Genomic DNA, 17,282 nt, shown 5'->3' with positions numbered 1-17,282 from the left:
GTTCAGATTGAAAACTAAGAATTCAGTGTCGTTTATTTTAGTAATTTCTAGAGGAATATTATTTAGTTCTGACTCCGTAATTTTGCTCTGATTGAAGCCATTTTTCTACTCCCAAACTCCCGTTCAATTACTTATCCATCTGTGCTTCAAAATCCTTAAAAATACTGCTCACATTCACTTTTGCGCCTAGCTTTGCAGCGATTAAAAACAGGCCTGCTAGTTTTCTGTGAACGAACAAGGCATCTACGGGTGGTGCGTGCCAGTGCTCTGAGGCGGTGCTCATTTTAAAGCCGAGATCTTTAATGCGTTTTGGTAAGTCGCTATTTGCAAAATCATAGTCACCTTGGTGTCGCAGTGGCTCGCAGGCGAGTAGAAATATATCGACGACATTATCTATATATTCTTGAGCAAGCCCTTGTTGAAAATAGCCAATTTGCTGTGCTGCTGTTGCAACACCTGCTCTGTTGTTACTAATCGCTCCAGATATTAACTGTAAGTAACCATCACTAATATGCTGAGGTAGTTCGCGGGTGGCGCCAAAATCTAAAAGTACTAAGCGTTGATTGTCGATTTGATATTGATAATTAGCAAAGTTTGGATCTGTTTGAACTAGTTTAAAACTAAATAATTCACGTAAAAATAGGCTGTGTAACTGTTCAACCGCTTTATTACGTAGCGCTTGCTCTGTGTTTGCCAGTTCATCTAGCTCTTGTCCTTCAACAAAACTCATTACTAGAACTTGAGAAGAACTAAGCGAATCTACCACAGTTGGAATAAGGTAATTGTCGTCACCTTTTAAACACTCGCTGTAGCGTTTTAAATAATTAGCTTCTAATTCGTAGTCAGCTTCGTTTATAAGCTGTTGTTTGGCTTCGTCTATTAGAGGTTGTATTTCTACCTCTTTGGGTAATAAGCCACTGAGCTTCAGAAGGTAAGCTAAGTTATCAACATCACTGGCAATGCCTTTTGCAATACCTGGGTATTGCACTTTAACTGCTAACTTTTCGCCCGATTCTCGATAAGCAATATGCACTTGCCCTATTGATGCCGCAGCAAATGGTCTGAGTTCAAAATGCGATAATTGATCTAGCCACGTATCACCCCAATGCTCACGCATTACTTTAACTAGCTGCTTTTGCGGCATAGCTGTCGCTTCAGCACGCAGCCTTGCTAAAATTGCAGATAGCTCAGGAGTGAGTAATTCACCACTGTCCATGGATAACAGCTGCCCCAGTTTCATTGCAGCCCCGCGAAGATTTGCTAGCTGCTCTGCAAAGCGTTGAATATTTTTGGGCTGTAACAGTAACTCTTGTCGTGATGTTTGCTTGCCCGTCGCCCATGCTTTTGTGCCTTCAAACAGCATATTACCCGCGACTTTACCAGCTAAAGAGCCAAGCCGAGCAGCGCGTGAAAACCGTGATGTTGGCACTGACTTTTGTTTATTACTCATATTGCTTCACACTATTAACTTTATGCTTTGAATACGTTGGTTGCTCAGCTTTAGATCCACTTTAGCTTTTACTATCTATAACCTTTTCGGCCGAAAAGTAAAAAGCCGCATGGCTTCCCAATGCGGCTTTTGATTAAATTAACAACTTAATAAATCGTTTTATTGAGTGTTACTGCTTACCAGACATCAACTGTTCCATTAATTGGCTAAAGTCGAAGCTGGTCGCTTTTTGTAATGGTGGATATTTTGATAATGACTGAATATGCTCACCAAGCAAGTGTTGTACGGGCTCATTTAGCCATTGTTTAGCTTGCACTATGTCGGAACGGTCAGTTAGGCCATCAAAGCTTTCAAACGGGTCCATACGTAAGTTATAGATAATCGGAAACTTTTGCTTTTCGTACTGAGCGTAATAGTTTTCGCTCGTTTCGAAATGAAGTTTCCACTGCTTGTAACGCACGGCTTTGATGCTCGATTCGTAATAATACAGAAAGCTATCACGCGCACTTTCGTCTGTTTTACCTAACCAGTAATCTAAGTTGTTTACGCCATCAATCGGTTGCTTGTGTTCTTTAAGGGCTTTTTTCGCGATATTTGGTTCACCCGCAGCAGCTGCAAGGGTTGTATAAATATCCATGTGCGACTGAATGCCATTTAATACGGTATTTGCTGGAACTTTACCTGGCCAACGAACAATCATAGGAACGCGTACGCCGCCTTCGTAAGTTGTCATTTTTTCACCGCGGAACGGTGTTGTACCGCCATGTAATCGAGCGCTGTGCTCTGGGCCATTATCAGTAGAGTAAATCACAATGGTGTTATCTAGGGCACCCATATCTTCCAGAGTAGCCATTAACTCACCCACTTGTTGGTCATGCTCAATTAAACCACTGCCGTATAAATCATGCTCTGTAGTGTAATCTGCTGCTAAGTAACGGCTTTCATCACTTAAACGCGTGTACATGTGCATGCGGCTTGGGTTAAACCATACAAAGAAAGGTTTATCAGCTTTTTGCGCTCGTTTAATAAAGTCTATGCTTGCGTCCATAAACTCTTTATCAACCGTTTTCATTCGCTCACGAGAAAGCTGGCCAGTATCTTTAATTTTTTGCTTACCTACTTTACCAAAACGAGGATCAACAGTTTTGTCATCTACATTTGTAGCGTAAGTATGTAAAACACCTCGCGTACCATACTTTTTGAAAAATTCAGGATCTTTCGGGTAATCACGTTGCTCAAACTCTTCTTGAGTATTCAAATGGTATAAATTTCCGAAAAATTCATCAAAGCCATGAACTGTAGGTAGGTGCTCGTTGCGATCACCTAAGTGGTTTTTACCAAATTGCCCTGTTGCATAACCCTGCTCTTTTAAAACCTCAGCAAGCGTATAAGAGCCCGCTTTTAAACCAAGCTCTGCGCCTGGTCGTCCCACGGTAGTCATGCCACTACGAATTGGATATTGGCCTGTGATCAATGCAGTGCGCCCGGCTGTGCAAGATGGTTGCGCATAATGGTCGGTAAACATGGTACCTTCATGGGCGAGCTTATCGATGTTTGGCGTTTTATAACCCATGGTACCAAGCCCATAAGCACTAACATTTTGCCAGCCAACATCGTCGGGGAATATGATCAGAATATTAGGTTTGTCTTTAGCAAAAGTGACAGAGCTTGCTAAATATAAAGCAGCGGATGCTACGGCGAGTAGTTTTTTCATAACAGCAGTCCTTCGTGTATTGTAAAAAATACTATGTCGTTTAGTGATAAAACGAATAGTACTTTTTTTAGTCTACTAAAACTGCTATGTACCGCAATTAATTATTAACTTTAAACACAAAAAAACCGTATTTGCTTTCACAAATACGGTTTTTAAACGCTATGAGCTTAAATGTTATTTAATAACTTCTAAGCCACCCATGTAAGGGCGTAATACTTCTGGTACAACAATTGAGCCGTCTGCTTGTTGGTAGTTCTCTAGGATTGCTACCAGTGTACGACCAACCGCTAAACCTGAGCCATTTAATGTATGAAGTAGCTCTGGCTTTTTCTCGCCTTGACGACGGAAACGCGCTTGCATACGACGCGCTTGGAAATCAACCATATTTGAACATGATGAGATTTCACGATAAGTGTTTTGTGCAGGTAACCATACTTCTAAATCGTAAGTTTTTGCTGCGCCAAAGCCCATATCACCCGTACATAAAATCACTTTACGGTATGGAAGTTCTAATGCTTGTAAGATTTGCTCAGCATGACCTGTTAGCTCTTCTAGCGCTTGCATTGAATCTTCTGGTTTTACTAGTTGTACTAATTCAACTTTGTCGAATTGGTGCTGACGAATAAGACCACGTGTATCACGACCATAGCTACCTGCTTCACTACGGAAACAAGGTGTGTGCGCTGTTAAACGAATTGGTAAGTCGCTTTCGTCGTAAATTTCGTCACGAGCACTGTTCGTAAGTGGTACTTCAGCAGTAGGAATTAAGCTAAAACCTGGTTGTTGCTGACCGTCATCATCTACTAAACCTAATGTGTGGAATAAGTCACCAGCAAACTTAGGTAATTGGCTTGTGCCGTATAAGCTTGCGCTATTAACTAGGTAAGGCACATACATTTCTGTGTAGCCGTTTTGCTCTGTGTGCGTATCAAGCATGAACTGCGTAAGAGCACGGTGCATACGTGCAACTTGACCACGCATAACAGTAAAACGTGCACCACTGATTTTAACGCCCATTTCAAAGTCTAGACCGTTAACATCTTGACCAACATCAACGTGATCTTTTACTTCAAAGTCGTATGACTTAGGCGTACCCCAGGTTGAGATTTCAACGTTTTGATCTTCGTCTTCACCTACTGGAACAGACTCATCAGGTAGGTTTGGAATAGCAAGTGCAATTTGCTTAAGCTCTTCAAGTACTGCGTCTTGCTCTGCTTTAACGCTGTCTAGTTGATCGCCAAGATTACTGACTGAATCAAGCAGCTGTTGTGCTTTTTCGTGCTCGCCTTTCGCTTTTGCTTGGCCGATAGCTTTGGAACTTGCATTACGCTCGCTTTGAAGTTCTTGCGTTTTTACTTGTAATGTTTTGCGTTTTTCTTCAAGTGCAGTTACCGCTGCAGTATCAAGTTCGTAACCGCGTGATGCTAAACGTGCAGCCGCTTGTTCGATATCTTGACGTAAATATTTAGAATCTAACATGTTCGATTTTTAACCTTTTTGCATTACCAGCTGAAGGCCCAGCCAAGCCATAAATATACACACCACCACGTTTAAGGTGATATTGAGGGCCATTTTAAAAAAGTGACCTTGTTGCAAGAGCAACAACGAATCCATTGAGAATGTTGAAAAGGTGGTCAATGCACCTAAAAAGCCAATACCAATTAAGGTTTTAGCGGGGCTAACAGCGATTATTTCTTTTTCAATCAAGCCGTATAAAATACCCATTAACAATGAACCAAGAATATTAACTGTCAACGTGCCAAAAGGGAATCCCCTTCCGAGCAGTTTTAGCATGGTTTCGCTAAGAAAATAGCGTAAACATGCCCCTGAGGCGCCACCCATTGCAATCATCATGTAAAGTTTCAAACTATTCATAACGTTTAATATCACTTTGCTCGTTGCGCTGAGTTAAATAGTCCAGCTTTTGTTTTATTTTTTGTTCAAGCCCACGATCGGTTGGGAAGTAATACTGGCGATCATTAATTGCCTCAGGAAAATACTTTTCGCCTGCTGCAAACGCACCTTCCTCATTATGTGCATACCGATATTCAGCGCCATAACCTAAGTCTTTCATTAAGCTAGTTGGTGCATTGCGTAAATGCTCTGGCACCGGATGGCTCGGCTCATTTTTAGCATCTTGCATTGCTTGATTAAATGCCATATAAACCGCGTTACTTTTCGGGGCACTGGCTAAGTAAATGGTGGCTTGTGCGATAGCACGCTCACCTTCACTTGGGCCAACACGTTGAAAAATATCCCATGCATTGAGTGCCACTTCCATTGCTCGCGGATCAGCATTGCCAATATCTTCTGTAGCAATCGCTAATAAACGCCGAGCCACATAAAGTGGGTCGCCACCCCCTGCTAAAATACGGCAATACCAATATAAAGCGCCATCAGGTGAACTTCCTCGTACTGACTTATGAAACGCTGAAATCAAGTCGTAAAACTCATCACCGCCTTTGTCGTACTTGGCTAAGTGAGTTGGCAGCACTTGGCTTAAAACATGTTGGTCAACAAGGTATTTGCCCTGTTGCTCAGTGGTTAAGTCAACCGCTTGTTCTAACAGGTTAAGTACTTTACGTGCATCGCCATCACTTGCTTGGCAAAGCGCTTGCTTAGCGTTTTCGGCAATGTCTATGTGTTTTTGGCTAAGCTCCACGTCTTCACGTAAGGCGCGCTCAATTACGTTAAATAAATCGGCTTGCTCAAGTGCTTTTAAAACATACACACGAGCACGAGACAGTATTGCATTATTAAGTGCAAATGATGGGTTTTCGGTGGTCGCGCCAACAAAAATAAAAGTACCGTCTTCGATATGTGGTAAAAATGCATCTTGCTGGGATTTATTAAAACGATGTACTTCGTCAACAAATAATAAGGTGCGCTGCCCTCGACCTGCAAGGTTTGCTTTTGCTTCGCTTACGGCCTCACGAATGTCTTTTACACCTGCTGTGACTGCCGACATTTGAATGAGGCTGGCATCGGCATGGTTTGCAATAATCTGCGCTAACGTGGTTTTACCAACACCTGGCGGCCCCCACAAAATAAGGCTGTGGCATCGGCCTGCAAGAATCGCTTGGTAAAGAGGTTTATCGGGGCTTAAAAGGTGCTGCTGACCAATGTAGTCATTAAGTGTTTCAGGTCGCATGCGCGCCGCAAGTGGGCGCACATCAGGACCAAAATTAAATCCGAGATTACTCAAGCCTTAATCACCTTGGCTTTGGTCGTCAACTTCAACGCCCTCAGGAATAGTAAATTCAAAGGTTTGAGTTGCAAGTGCTTCGTTTACTTTAGCATCTTTAAAGGTAAATAAAGACTGCTGACCTGAGGTATCTAATACTGTCAGTGATGCTAGGCCTTGCTCTTGAGCGTTAAAGCTAATGTCTAACTTTTCAACTTGGCTCTCAACGCCTTTGTTTGGCGTGACACTAAAGCCTGCATCAGTTGCCACAACTTGGTATTTAGCCCACTGCTCTGGATCTTTTGAGGTCAACAATACAAACGGTGTTGAATCAATCAGGCTGTGAGTATTCATAATCGTTACTTGCTCAGCAAAGCTGTCGAAGTAATACGTTTTGTCGCCATTTGATACAAACAAGGTGTCGTCTGGGCTTTGTTGCTGCCAGCGGATCATCATAGGTTGCTGAAGAGCAATATTCCCTTCACCTTGCATGATAGCTTCGCCTTGCGAATCGGTAACCTGCTGTGAAAACTCTGCTTTAAAACTTTTAATCGCAGCCAGTTGCTGTTGTAACGCTTCGCTGTCGTCTGCAAAACTTTGACCGCTTAATAAACAACCCATAATTAGGGCTAGGTATTTAATTTTTTTCATTAATTTGCTCCACCATTTGGCACTAAGACTTCGCGGGCACCGTTATGTCCTGGTGCGCTAACAATGCCTGATGTTTCCATTTGTTCAACTAAGCGAGCTGCGCGGTTATAACCTACACGAAGCTTACGCTGTACACTCGATACCGACACTTTGCCGGTTTCAATTACAAATGATACTGCTTCATCGTAAAGCGGATCTGACTCTTCATCACCGTCTTCACTGGTTTCTCCTGGTAGTAAAATTTCTTCTGTGGCATCGCCACTTAAAATTTCATCAATATAATTTGGTTTGCCACGTTTTTTCCAATCGTCTACAACCGCATGTACTTCGTGGTCGTCAACAAACGCGCCATGCACACGCACTGGTACACTGGTACCCGGCGGTAAGTAAAGCATGTCACCCATACCAAGTAAGTTTTCAGCGCCTTGCTGATCTAAAATGGTACGCGAGTCAATTTTACTTGAAACTTGGAACGCCATACGGGTTGGAATATTCGCTTTAATTAAACCTGTAATTACGTCAACCGATGGGCGTTGTGTTGCTAGCACTAAGTGAATACCTGCAGCACGGGCTTTTTGCGCGATACGTGCAATCAACTCTTCCACTTTTTTACCCACGATCATCATCATGTCGGCAAATTCGTCAATGACCACCACAATACTTGGCAGTTTATCTAGCTCTTCAGGGCCATCGGCCATGCCGTCGGTGTCTTTAAACAGTGGATCTAGAATCGGTTGACCCGCTTCTTTGGCATCCAACACTTTTTGGTTGTAACCTTTTAAATTACGCACCCCAAGTGCCGACATAAGCTTATAACGACGTTCCATTTCGCCTACACACCAACGCAATGCATTGGCTGCTTCTTTCATGTCGGTAACAACTTCACATAATAAATGTGGGATGCCTTCGTACACAGAAAGTTCAAGCATTTTCGGGTCGATCATGATCATACGAACATCATCAGGGCCCGATTTGTACAGTAAGCTTAATATCATTACATTAACGCCCACTGACTTACCTGAACCTGTGGTACCCGCAACAAGTAAATGTGGCATTTTGCCAAGGTCAGCGCATACCGGCTCGCCAGCAATGTCTTTACCTAACACCATAGTCAGTGGTGATGGGTTTGATTCGAACTTAGGCGCGTTAATAACTTCACTTAAGCGCACTATTTCACGGTGTTTGTTTGGCAGCTCTAAACCTACATAGGTTTTACCCGGAATAACTTCTACCACACGAACGCTTACAGCAGACAGTGAGCGTGCTAAATCTTTCGCTAGGCCAGTGATTTTAGCTACTTTAATACCCGGCGCTAAATCAAGCTCAAAGCGCGTTACAACCGGACCTGGGTAAACACCCACAACCGCAGCTTGAATGTTAAAATCAAGTAATTTGGTTTCAACTAAACGCGAGATTCCATCAAGCTCTTCTTGAGATAATGGATTTTTCGCTTTATCTGGACGGTCTAATAAATCAAGTGATGGTAAGGGGTTTGCAGGCGGCTGCTCTTCAAGCAGTGCTTCAAACTTTTCTTTTGCCGTTGGTGGTGGCTCATATGCAGGCTTTGGTTTAGGCATAGGGCGCGCAGGCGAAACAACCGTTGTAACAGGTTTTTCTGGCTCAACGACTGGGCTCTGATCAAGCGCATTCAGTGCCGATACAGTATCGAATGATTCATCATCAAGGGCACTAAAACCAATTTCTTGGTCAAGAATATCGTCTAGTTCATCAAAGCCTTTAAGGTCATCATCGGCTTTTTCAGCAGGCTTTTGCTTAGCTTTAACAGGCTTTGGCTCTTCTTCATCTGCATCATTAAAGCTAATAGCTGGCTCGTTTTCTGGCTCTACAAAGTTAGCGTCTGGCTCTGAAGTGGCGATATCTTGAACAGCTTCTTTTTCACGATGTAACCAAGCAGAAAATTGCTCACGTAAAAAGTAAAATGCTTTCATCACCCACTTGCCGACAAAATCGACAAATTGCACCCACGAAATACCGGTTAATAGGGTTAAACCAGCAAAGAAAAAACACAGTAATAAAATTGAGGTGCCGGTAAAATTAAAGGTAGGCATCATTGCTGTAGCAATAACATCCCCCACTACCCCACCAGATGAAAAGTTATAAATATCATCAAAATTAATGCTGCTAATGGCGGTCGCTGAAGTAATAAACAGCGCAAAGCCAATAACACGTAAGGCAAGCGTGGTGTAATCAAGCTGGAAAATACGGTGTGGTTGTTTAAATAATAAATAACCGAACAATTGAATAGCAACAGGCACTAAATAAGCAAGCCAGCCAAAAGTGAGTAATAGGATATCTGCAACCCAAGCTCCCGCTGTGCCGGTAATATTCTTAACATTAACAAATTCACCGGTTTGCGACCATGAAGGGTCCGCAGGATCAAAACTGATTAATGCACATAAAATAAATACTGCAGCAAAGGTGCTGATGATTAGCCCCGTTTCTAACAGTCTTTGAACACCATTTAGGCGCATAGCTCCCTATTCCTTATTATTCTTTACTGATCGATTAGCAGTGAAATACCTTAGCAGGAAATGCCGTTTGATGCACTTTATCTTAGCCTTGATGGACTGATAATGAACAAGTTTTTGTTACTCAATATGTATTTTAACAGTTTAGGCAATATATGGGCGAATAATGACCCCTTCTTCACCTTTTACTTCTTCCATTACCACATAAGTTCGGCTTTCACTGACATTTGGCAGTTTTAGTAGAATATCACCCAGTACATTACGATATTCCGACATATCATTTACACGTGTTTTTAATAAAAAGTCGAAATTACCCGACACTAGATGGCACTCAATTATTTCGTCGTGCTTTTTAACTGCAGCGTTAAACTCTTCGAAAACATCTGGTGAGGTTTTAGTGATGGTTACTTCTACATAAACCGACAAACCTTGGCCAAGTTTAGCAGGATCCACTACTGCTTTATATCCGAGTATATAACCCTCTCTTTCTAGCTTTTTTACCCGCTCCAAACAAGGGGTGGCACTTAGCCCTACACGCCTTGCCAGCTCTACGTTAGAGATCCGACCATCGTGCTGTAATTCCATTAAAATTTTACGGTCTATTCTGTCGAGTAATTGATGCATAAGCCAAACCAGAGTTTTGCACTGTTTAAAATATATTTTTAGATTATATCACTAGAATACCACTTAAAAAAGGTGAGACACACTGGCTGGTCATGAATATAATAGTCAAAAATTTTATCCCGTTCTATTAAGGCGAAAAACTATGATTATTGGTGTACCTAAAGAAATCAAAAACCATGAATACCGTGTAGGTATGGTTCCTGCGAGTGTTCGTGAACTAGTAAACCATGGCCACCAAGTGTTTGTTGAAACTGATGCTGGTATGGGCATTGGCTTCACTAACGAAGATTATGTTGCAGCTGGTGCTGAAATTTTACCAACAGCAGCAGACGTTTTTGCTAAAGCTGAAATGATCGTTAAAGTAAAAGAGCCACAAGCTGTTGAGCGTGCAATGTTACGCGAAGACCAAATTCTATTTACTTACCTTCACTTAGCACCGGATCTTCCACAAACTGAAGACCTAGTTAAAAGTGGCGCAGTATGTATCGCTTACGAAACAGTAACTGATTCACGTGGCGGTTTACCTCTTCTTGCTCCTATGAGTGAAGTTGCTGGTCGTATGTCTATCCAAGCAGGTGCACAAGCGCTTGAAAAATCAAACCACGGCCGTGGTATGTTACTTGGTGGTGTACCAGGTGTTGAGCCAGCTAAAGTTGTTGTTATCGGCGGCGGCATGGTTGGTCGTAGCGCAGCGCAAATGGCTGTTGGCCTAGGTGCTGATGTTGTTGTTCTTGACCGTAACATCGACGTACTACGTGCATTAGACGCACAGTTCGGTAATAAAGTTAAAGCTATCTACTCTACTGCTGACGCACTAGAAAAACACGTACTAGAAGCTGACCTTGTGATCGGTGGCGTACTAATCCCAGGTGCAGCAGCGCCTAAACTAGTAACAGCTGAGCACATCAAAGCAATGAAGCCTGGTTCTGCAATCGTTGACGTTGCAATCGACCAAGGTGGTTGTATCGCAACTTCTAAAGCGACAACACACGCTGATCCTACTTACATTGTTGATGACGTTGTTCACTACTGTGTTGCTAACATGCCAGGTGCTGTTCCACGTACTTCTACGTTCGCACTTAACAATGCAACATTACCGTTCATCATCAACCTTGCTAACAAAGGCTATAAGAAAGCGCTTCTTGACGATGCAAACTTCTTAAAAGGCTTAAACGTGATCAAAGGTAAAGTTACTTATAAAGAAGTAGCTGAAGCTTTCAACATGGAATATGTTGACCCACGTACAGCAGTTGAAAATGCTTAATTAGCATTGTGAAACAAAAAAAGCAGCGATATCGCTGCTTTTTTTATGCCTGTTTGCAAATAAATTAGTTTATCTGCAAACAATTATATTTCTGATTAACGACGCTTAGTTTGTTTAGCGCGTTGATTGTGCTTTTTAACCGCCTTACGGATTTGGTTAATTTTGGCACGCTTGTCTTTACGCTTTTCAGGAATAACCGACAGCTTAGTTTGCGTTTCGCGGCCTAGTTGCACTGTTTTACGTAAATAGTTAACCGTGTCTAAATCAAGTTCAGCCCAACCACCTTGTGGCAAGCGCTTATCAAGCTCTAACTTACCGTAACGAATACGGATAAGACGCGATACTTCAACATCTTGTGATTGCCATAAACGACGTACTTCGCGGTTACGACCTTCTGTTAAAGTCACATTGAACCAACGGTTGATACCTTCACCACCCATAGGTTTGATGTTTAAGAATTTTGCAGGACCATCTTCAAGCTCAACACCTTTTGTTAAAGTGCGTAGCGTTTCGTTAGTTACTTCACCAAACACACGAGCTGAGTACTCACGCTCTACTTCGTAGCTTGGGTGCATTAAACGGTTAGCAAGTTCACCATCGTTAGTAAACAGCATTAAACCAGCGGTATTTATATCTAGTCGGCCAACTGCAATCCAACGTTCGCCATCAACACGTGGTAAACGGTCAAATACCGTACGACGGCCTTCCGGGTCTTTACGTGTACATAGCTCGCCTTCTGGTTTGTTATACATAAGTACACGACAAATACGGTCGGCTTTGTCTTCAATTTTTACTACGTGACCGTCAACTCGAATTACATCGGTTGCTTCAACACGGTCGCCTAAACGTGCCACTTTACCATTCACGCTCACACGGTTGGCATCGATGTACTTTTCCATTTCACGACGTGAACCCACGCCAGCACGGGCTAATACTTTTTGTAACTTTTCAGTTTCTACATTACTCATTCAGATAGTTCTCTCACAGAAGGATCGCTCAATAACTGGTTGATTTTACTCTCCTGAAGTTCAGGTAACGGCGGTAATTCATCTAAACCAGCTAATGAAAAATAATCTAAGAAAGCGGATGTTGTGGCATACAACGCTGGGCGCCCAGGCACCTCTTTATGGCCAACAACTCTAACCCACTCTCTTTCTAATAAGGTTTTAATAATTCCTGAGCCAACAGAAACCCCCCGTACTTGTTCAATTTCACCACGGGTAATAGGTTGTCTATAAGCAATTAAGGATAAAGTTTCTAGTAGTGCTCGTGAGTATTTAGGTGCGCGCTCTTGCCATAAGTTTGCCAGCCAAGGCGCTAAACTAGCGCAGGCTTGAAACCTGTAACCGCTGCCTACCGCAACAAGCTTAATGCCTCGGGTTTGATAATGCGTTTGAATTTGTTCAATTGCATTATTAATGCGCGGCATAGAAACGCTTAAATCAGCTAATACTGTCTCTTTTAAATGACGTTTAGACACAGGTTTTCCAGCAACAAAAATCGCGGCTTCTATGATTTCGACTAACTGTTCATCACTGATACGTTTTGTGGCCATCGCTACTAAAGGTCATTTTAAATCACTAACGCTCTATTATGACAGAAGTCGGCCAAGGTTGGAAAAATTATTGTAAAAAAGCCAGTGTAAAACACTGGCTTTGGGGGATATTTATGAATGAATATTGAAATTAGCTATTTTTAACCATTTCAAGGGCATCATCTTCGGCAACGTCGCTGCCATATTTGCTAATGTAATTAACAAACTCAGTGCGGCTTACACGCTTATCTTTGTTGATATCCATATAGCCAAAGTGATTTGCGATATCGTCGTCATCGGCTTCTTCAATAGAAACATAACCATTTTTGTCGTTATCTAACGATTTAAAGTCATTTTCGATTGGGTCAAATTTAGCGATTTCAGCTTTAAATGCTGATTCAGATACCTCACTATCAGTTGCCACTTTGCCTGTATTTAGCTGCATGTATGCATTAAATTCAGTACGGCTGATTTGCTCATCCATATTGGTATCGATATTTGAAAAATGATCCCAAATAGCATCATCGTCAGCTTCTACCTTAGAGATATAACCGTCATTGTCATTATCTAGGCTGCCAAAATCACTGTCGATTTTTGCTAAAGAGTTACTTGCAGAACATGCTGAAAGACTTAGTGCTGCTAAAATTGTTGATGCTAAAGTTAACTTGTTCATAAGACATTTCCTTGTAGTCGATTAGATTCACTTCGAATGTTACAAGTTGAATGCCAAAATGCCTTATTGGCTAAAATCAAGCACTTACAGCTCAGTTAAGTTACGATTAAGCCTATGATTTAGCAAGCTTTTCATGGGGTGCTGTAATTTTTTCATAAAAAAAAGCGCTCCGAAGAGCGCTTTTTACAAATAACAAAAATGCCGCTATTAGATAGCTGCGTTTTGGTAACGCTTAACGAAGTCTGTTACTGCTTCGCCGTTACATTTTAACGTATTTAAGTTACCAATTTTTTCACGCACAGGTGTTAAACCTTTTTTAAGTGCAGTGATGCAAAGTTGAGTTTCTTTTTGCTCATTTTTAGCAAACACTTCAACAGCTGCTTTAGCTGCTTCTTGTGATTGTGCTTTTTTAGCAATTTCACGGATGTCAGTACCGTTACATAAAATGCTTTTTGAAAAACGTGACATTGAAATGCCATGCTTTGCTGCTTCTTTACGTGCAGCGGTAAACCCTTCGTTCGCACTTAAGCTACATAACTTTGATTCAATACGGTTATCAGCTGAAAAGTAGTGCGGGTTGCTTGCTAATGAGCCAAATGAGATACATGCAAGAGAAAGCATCACTAATTGTTTTTTCATGGTTTACCTTTAAATAGTACATAATATGAACGGATGGTTTGCGCGCATTATATAAACAAAAATCAGTAGATCAACTGAATTATTTATTTAATTTAATAATTAATAGTGAGTTAACAATGTTTTTAAATTAAGCAGCAATTGATCAACATTTACCCAATTTGATTTTCGTAATTAGCTCATGAATAAGCCCTAGTTTGATGATAGAATTGCGCTAAACACTGAAACAAAAATAATAGGTGCACCATGAAGGTAATCTCATTTAACATTAACGGCCTGCGCGCTCGTTTACACCAATTGCAAGCCGTAATTGATAAACATCAACCAGATATTATTGGCTTACAAGAAATCAAAGTACATGATGAGGCCTTCCCTCTCGAAGATGTGCAAAAAATGGGTTATCACGTTTATTTTCATGGTCAAAAAGCGCATTACGGCGTGGCTATGTTATGTAAACAAGAGCCGAAATCAGTAGTTAAAGGCTTTGCAACCGATACCGACGAATCACAGCGTCGTATGATCAGTGTTACCGTGACACAAGAAAATGGTCGTGACCTAACGGTGATGAATGGCTACTTCCCGCAAGGGGATAATATTGCCCACGAAACCAAATTCCCGTATAAGCGTCAATTCTATAAAGATTTAATGACTCACTTAGAAGATAACCACACGCCAGAGCAAGATGTTATTGTGATGGGCGATATTAATATTTCACCAACCGATCTCGATATTGGTATTGGTGAACCAAACCGTAAGCGCTGGTTAAAAACAGGTAAGTGTTCTTTCCAACCTGAAGAGCGTGAATGGTTAAGCACGTTATTAAACTGGGGCTTTAAAGATACCTTCCGCGAACTTTACCCAGAAAAAACCGAGCAATATTCGTGGTTTGATTACCGCTCTAAAGGTTTTGATGACAACCGTGGTCTGCGTATTGATGTGATCTTAGCAACTCCAGCTCTTGCTGAGCGTTGTGTTGAGTCTGGTATCGATTACGAATTGCGTGGTATCGAAAAACCATCTGATCATGCGCCAATTTGGTCAACATTTAACGCATGATAGACACTATGCAATGGCAGCTCCCATTGTGTAGCTGTGTGGCTATAATACTTTGGCTCAGCTTTGATAAACAAAGCCTGTCACATTTGCTGGCAACACCGATAAGACAAGTGGGTGTGCTCGCATGTGCCCTTGTACTTGCGGTACTGTGGCGTATTAAAGCAGGCATATTACCTGGCCTCGAATTGCATATTTTGGGGGTCACCGCAGTGACCCTAATTTTAGGTTGGCGACTGGCTATTTTTGCAAGCCTTCTTGCAAGTTTACTCTTGGTATTAGTCGCTCAGTTGCCAATATCAATACTGCCAGTGCATTTATTGTTTACTGCTTTTTTACCAATTACATTGAGCTATTTGTGTTTTGTGCTTTGCTATAGCTACCTGCCGAGACACTTTTTTATTTATATCTTTTTATGCGCGTTTTTAACCGCTGCTGTTATCGCCTGTATTAAAATACTTACCAGCGGTGTGTTTTATTACTTGCTTGGTGATTACAGTTTTATTGAGATTTCAGAAAACTATCTGATCCTGTGTGCCATAATTTGGTTTCCTGAAGCAATGCTCAATGGCATGGCCATTACCTTGATGATCACCTACCGCCCTCATTGGGTTAAAACCTTTTATGATAAGGACTATTTAGACTCATGAGTCTTCACTATCACTGCCCGCTTTGCAAACTTGAACTTACTCTAAACGACAAAACTTACCGTTGTGACAACAACCACAGTTTTGATATCGCCAAAGAGGGTTATGTCAATTTACTTCCCGTGCAAAATAAAAAGTCTAAACAACCAGGCGATAATCTTGAAATGGTGCAAGCTCGCCGCGCTTTTTTAAGTGCCGGACACTATTTGTTTTTACAGCAAGCTTTAGCAGAGCTAGTGGCCTCTCTCGAACCAAGTTCAGTGATTGATTTAGGCTGTGGTGAAGGCTTTTACACGCAAGCAATTGCAGCGCAGTCGAGTGCCGATGTATATGGTGTCGATATTTCGAAGCCCGCGGTAAAGTACGCCGCTAAGCGTTACGAAAATGCGCATTTTAGTGTCGCGTCTATTAGCCAAGCCCCTTTTGCAGATGCGCAGGCTGATGTGCTTGTTAGTGTATTTGCCCCTTTATTTGCACAAGAACTTGCTCGCCTTGCCAAACCGCAAGCTAGTTTAATTGTTGCAAGCCCTGGCCCTTGGCACCTTAAAGAGTTAAAAGCGTTTATTTATGCTGATGTGAAACCACATACAGAGATAGAACCACCAGCAGGCTTTAGCAAAGAGTCGATAAACTTGTTAGAGCAACAAGTGCTGTTGTCTGTCGATGAGATAAAACATTTAATTATGATGACGCCGTTTGCGTGGAAGTTTCGCCCAGAGCATTGGCAGCAGATAGAGCAACAAGGCCCACAAAAAGTAACGTTATCGTTTTATGTGAGCCAGTTTGTTCGCGATTAGAAGTGTTCTTTAGTGAAGGCTTTATCCATTTTTTCGAACATATCTTTTAATAATTGAGCTAAGTCAGTGTAGCGTGGTTTTTCAGTCGTTAATTGTGACTGATAACCATGCGCCTTCATTTTACTGTGCAGCTCTGTGTACCAACTTAGCATTGCTGGTTCTAAACGGGTTTCTGCACGGCGGCCTAGCCACAACAAACCTTGAAGTGGTAGTGATAAAAAGAAAAGCGCGATAGTGATAGCTTGTGGAAAATAATCACTACCTAAGTAATTCACTTGCATAAAAACGGTCAGCATTGCCAATATTGGCATCACTGTAATTGCCAGTTCAGTGGCCTTGATCACTCTAAATTCGGCAAACAATGGAGCGAGCTCTTGTCGCATCGGCCATTTTTTAGCGTATTGACGACCTGTTTGCACTTGTGACATGACACCTTTTTGCATCATCACTCCTAGGGTTTTCAACTTGTTTCACAACCGAGTGTAACACACTCCCGGATACAATCCCTGCAAAACCTGTCCTAGTTTTAATACCAAATTAATGGTTAGGAGACTAACGTTTAAAGT

The 17,282-nt window shown here is 41.8% G+C and carries 17 protein-coding genes; 4 read left to right on the top strand and 13 right to left on the bottom strand.

The features are described from left to right. Positions 1-127 precede the first annotated feature (127 nt). From NFU46_RS00515 to lrp, 8 genes are all read right to left on the bottom strand, one after another. Complete coding sequence (locus tag NFU46_RS00515) at positions 128-1,450, bottom strand: AarF/ABC1/UbiB kinase family protein (RefSeq protein WP_251598733.1); 1,323 nt, start codon at positions 1,448-1,450, stop codon at positions 128-130. Positions 1,451-1,619: 169 nt separating this feature from the next. Next, positions 1,620-3,164, bottom strand: coding sequence for an arylsulfatase (locus NFU46_RS00510; RefSeq protein ID WP_251598731.1), 1,545 nt, complete (start codon positions 3,162-3,164; stop codon positions 1,620-1,622). A 174-nt stretch (positions 3,165-3,338) separates the two neighbouring features. Further along, positions 3,339-4,643, bottom strand: coding sequence for a serine--tRNA ligase (gene serS / locus NFU46_RS00505; protein WP_054552975.1), 1,305 nt, complete (start codon positions 4,641-4,643; stop codon positions 3,339-3,341). Positions 4,644-4,652: 9 nt separating this feature from the next. Further along, entirely contained in the window at positions 4,653-5,039 is a 387-nt protein-coding gene (crcB, locus tag NFU46_RS00500; RefSeq protein ID WP_082389253.1) for a fluoride efflux transporter CrcB, read from the bottom strand. Beyond that, complete coding sequence (locus tag NFU46_RS00495; RefSeq protein ID WP_199529927.1) at positions 5,032-6,369, bottom strand: replication-associated recombination protein A; 1,338 nt, start codon at positions 6,367-6,369, stop codon at positions 5,032-5,034. Before NFU46_RS00495 ends, crcB begins: the two co-directional genes overlap by 8 nt. Before the next feature lie 3 nt (positions 6,370-6,372). Continuing rightward, positions 6,373-6,999, bottom strand: a complete 627-nt coding sequence (gene lolA / locus NFU46_RS00490) for an outer membrane lipoprotein chaperone LolA (protein WP_130051719.1) — start codon at positions 6,997-6,999, stop codon at positions 6,373-6,375. Then, positions 6,999-9,491, bottom strand: a complete 2,493-nt coding sequence (locus NFU46_RS00485; RefSeq protein ID WP_251598727.1) for a DNA translocase FtsK — start codon at positions 9,489-9,491, stop codon at positions 6,999-7,001. Before NFU46_RS00485 ends, lolA begins: the two co-directional genes overlap by 1 nt. Positions 9,492-9,632: 141 nt before the next feature. Further along, positions 9,633-10,112, bottom strand: coding sequence for a leucine-responsive transcriptional regulator Lrp (lrp, locus tag NFU46_RS00480; RefSeq protein WP_130051721.1), 480 nt, complete (start codon positions 10,110-10,112; stop codon positions 9,633-9,635). Positions 10,113-10,254: 142 nt separating this feature from the next. On the opposite strand from lrp, the gene ald reads away from it, so the two are divergent. After that, positions 10,255-11,376: an alanine dehydrogenase gene (gene ald, locus NFU46_RS00475; RefSeq protein ID WP_054561274.1), complete on the top strand. Its 1,122-nt coding sequence runs from the start codon at positions 10,255-10,257 to the stop codon at positions 11,374-11,376. 95 nt (positions 11,377-11,471) lie between these two features. On the opposite strand, the gene rluB is transcribed toward ald, so the two are convergent. The 4 genes from rluB to NFU46_RS00455 form a co-directional block, all read right to left on the bottom strand. Continuing rightward, a complete protein-coding gene (gene rluB, locus NFU46_RS00470) occupies positions 11,472-12,344 on the bottom strand; it encodes a 23S rRNA pseudouridine(2605) synthase RluB (protein WP_055198703.1) in 873 nt (290 codons plus the stop codon). Beyond that, positions 12,341-12,931, bottom strand: coding sequence for an SMC-Scp complex subunit ScpB (gene scpB, locus NFU46_RS00465; protein ID WP_251598724.1), 591 nt, complete (start codon positions 12,929-12,931; stop codon positions 12,341-12,343). The genes rluB and scpB overlap by 4 nt, the downstream gene beginning before the upstream one ends. A gap of 130 nt (positions 12,932-13,061) precedes the next feature. Then, entirely contained in the window at positions 13,062-13,583 is a 522-nt protein-coding gene (locus tag NFU46_RS00460; protein WP_175081778.1) for an EF-hand domain-containing protein, read from the bottom strand. A 207-nt stretch (positions 13,584-13,790) separates the two neighbouring features. Beyond that, positions 13,791-14,222: a hypothetical protein gene (locus NFU46_RS00455; RefSeq protein WP_054561271.1), complete on the bottom strand. Its 432-nt coding sequence runs from the start codon at positions 14,220-14,222 to the stop codon at positions 13,791-13,793. 243 nt (positions 14,223-14,465) lie between these two features. On the opposite strand from NFU46_RS00455, the gene xthA reads away from it, so the two are divergent. From xthA to NFU46_RS00440, 3 genes are read left to right on the top strand one after another with little or no spacing between them, the layout of a single operon-like run. Continuing rightward, positions 14,466-15,275, top strand: a complete 810-nt coding sequence (xthA, locus tag NFU46_RS00450; protein ID WP_054552965.1) for an exodeoxyribonuclease III — start codon at positions 14,466-14,468, stop codon at positions 15,273-15,275. Beyond that, complete coding sequence (locus NFU46_RS00445; RefSeq protein ID WP_251598722.1) at positions 15,272-15,922, top strand: energy-coupling factor ABC transporter permease; 651 nt, start codon at positions 15,272-15,274, stop codon at positions 15,920-15,922. Before xthA ends, NFU46_RS00445 begins: the two co-directional genes overlap by 4 nt. After that, entirely contained in the window at positions 15,919-16,716 is a 798-nt protein-coding gene (locus tag NFU46_RS00440; protein ID WP_138600088.1) for a putative RNA methyltransferase, read from the top strand. The genes NFU46_RS00445 and NFU46_RS00440 overlap by 4 nt, the downstream gene beginning before the upstream one ends. Here the strand turns inward: NFU46_RS00440 and yfbV are convergent. Continuing rightward, complete coding sequence (yfbV, locus tag NFU46_RS00435) at positions 16,713-17,159, bottom strand: terminus macrodomain insulation protein YfbV (RefSeq protein ID WP_130166284.1); 447 nt, start codon at positions 17,157-17,159, stop codon at positions 16,713-16,715. The genes NFU46_RS00440 and yfbV overlap by 4 nt on opposite strands. Between the last annotated feature and the right edge of the window lie 123 nt (positions 17,160-17,282).

It is taken from the genome of Pseudoalteromonas sp. NCCP-2140 (assembly GCF_023708065.1).
In the GTDB taxonomy this organism is placed as follows: Bacteria; Pseudomonadota; Gammaproteobacteria; order Enterobacterales; family Alteromonadaceae; genus Pseudoalteromonas.
Note: the sequence above shows the minus strand (reverse complement) of the source record. Positions and strands in the feature narration are given on the sequence as shown.

Coding starts and splice junctions, on each gene's coding strand:
- NFU46_RS00515 (WP_251598733.1), bottom strand. CDS start 1,450: ATGAGTAATAAACAAAAGTCAGTGCCAACATCACGGTTTTCACGCGCT.
- NFU46_RS00510 (WP_251598731.1), bottom strand. CDS start 3,164: ATGAAAAAACTACTCGCCGTAGCATCCGCTGCTTTATATTTAGCAAGC.
- serS (WP_054552975.1), bottom strand. CDS start 4,643: ATGTTAGATTCTAAATATTTACGTCAAGATATCGAACAAGCGGCTGCA.
- crcB (WP_082389253.1), bottom strand. CDS start 5,039: ATGAATAGTTTGAAACTTTACATGATGATTGCAATGGGTGGCGCCTCA.
- lolA (WP_130051719.1), bottom strand. CDS start 6,999: ATGAAAAAAATTAAATACCTAGCCCTAATTATGGGTTGTTTATTAAGC.
- NFU46_RS00485 (WP_251598727.1), bottom strand. CDS start 9,491: ATGCGCCTAAATGGTGTTCAAAGACTGTTAGAAACGGGGCTAATCATC.
- lrp (WP_130051721.1), bottom strand. CDS start 10,112: ATGCATCAATTACTCGACAGAATAGACCGTAAAATTTTAATGGAATTA.
- ald (WP_054561274.1), top strand. CDS start 10,255: ATGATTATTGGTGTACCTAAAGAAATCAAAAACCATGAATACCGTGTA.
- rluB (WP_055198703.1), bottom strand. CDS start 12,344: ATGAGTAATGTAGAAACTGAAAAGTTACAAAAAGTATTAGCCCGTGCT.
- scpB (WP_251598724.1), bottom strand. CDS start 12,931: ATGGCCACAAAACGTATCAGTGATGAACAGTTAGTCGAAATCATAGAA.
- NFU46_RS00460 (WP_175081778.1), bottom strand. CDS start 13,583: ATGAACAAGTTAACTTTAGCATCAACAATTTTAGCAGCACTAAGTCTT.
- NFU46_RS00455 (WP_054561271.1), bottom strand. CDS start 14,222: ATGAAAAAACAATTAGTGATGCTTTCTCTTGCATGTATCTCATTTGGC.
- xthA (WP_054552965.1), top strand. CDS start 14,466: ATGAAGGTAATCTCATTTAACATTAACGGCCTGCGCGCTCGTTTACAC.
- NFU46_RS00445 (WP_251598722.1), top strand. CDS start 15,272: ATGATAGACACTATGCAATGGCAGCTCCCATTGTGTAGCTGTGTGGCT.
- NFU46_RS00440 (WP_138600088.1), top strand. CDS start 15,919: ATGAGTCTTCACTATCACTGCCCGCTTTGCAAACTTGAACTTACTCTA.
- yfbV (WP_130166284.1), bottom strand. CDS start 17,159: ATGCAAAAAGGTGTCATGTCACAAGTGCAAACAGGTCGTCAATACGCT.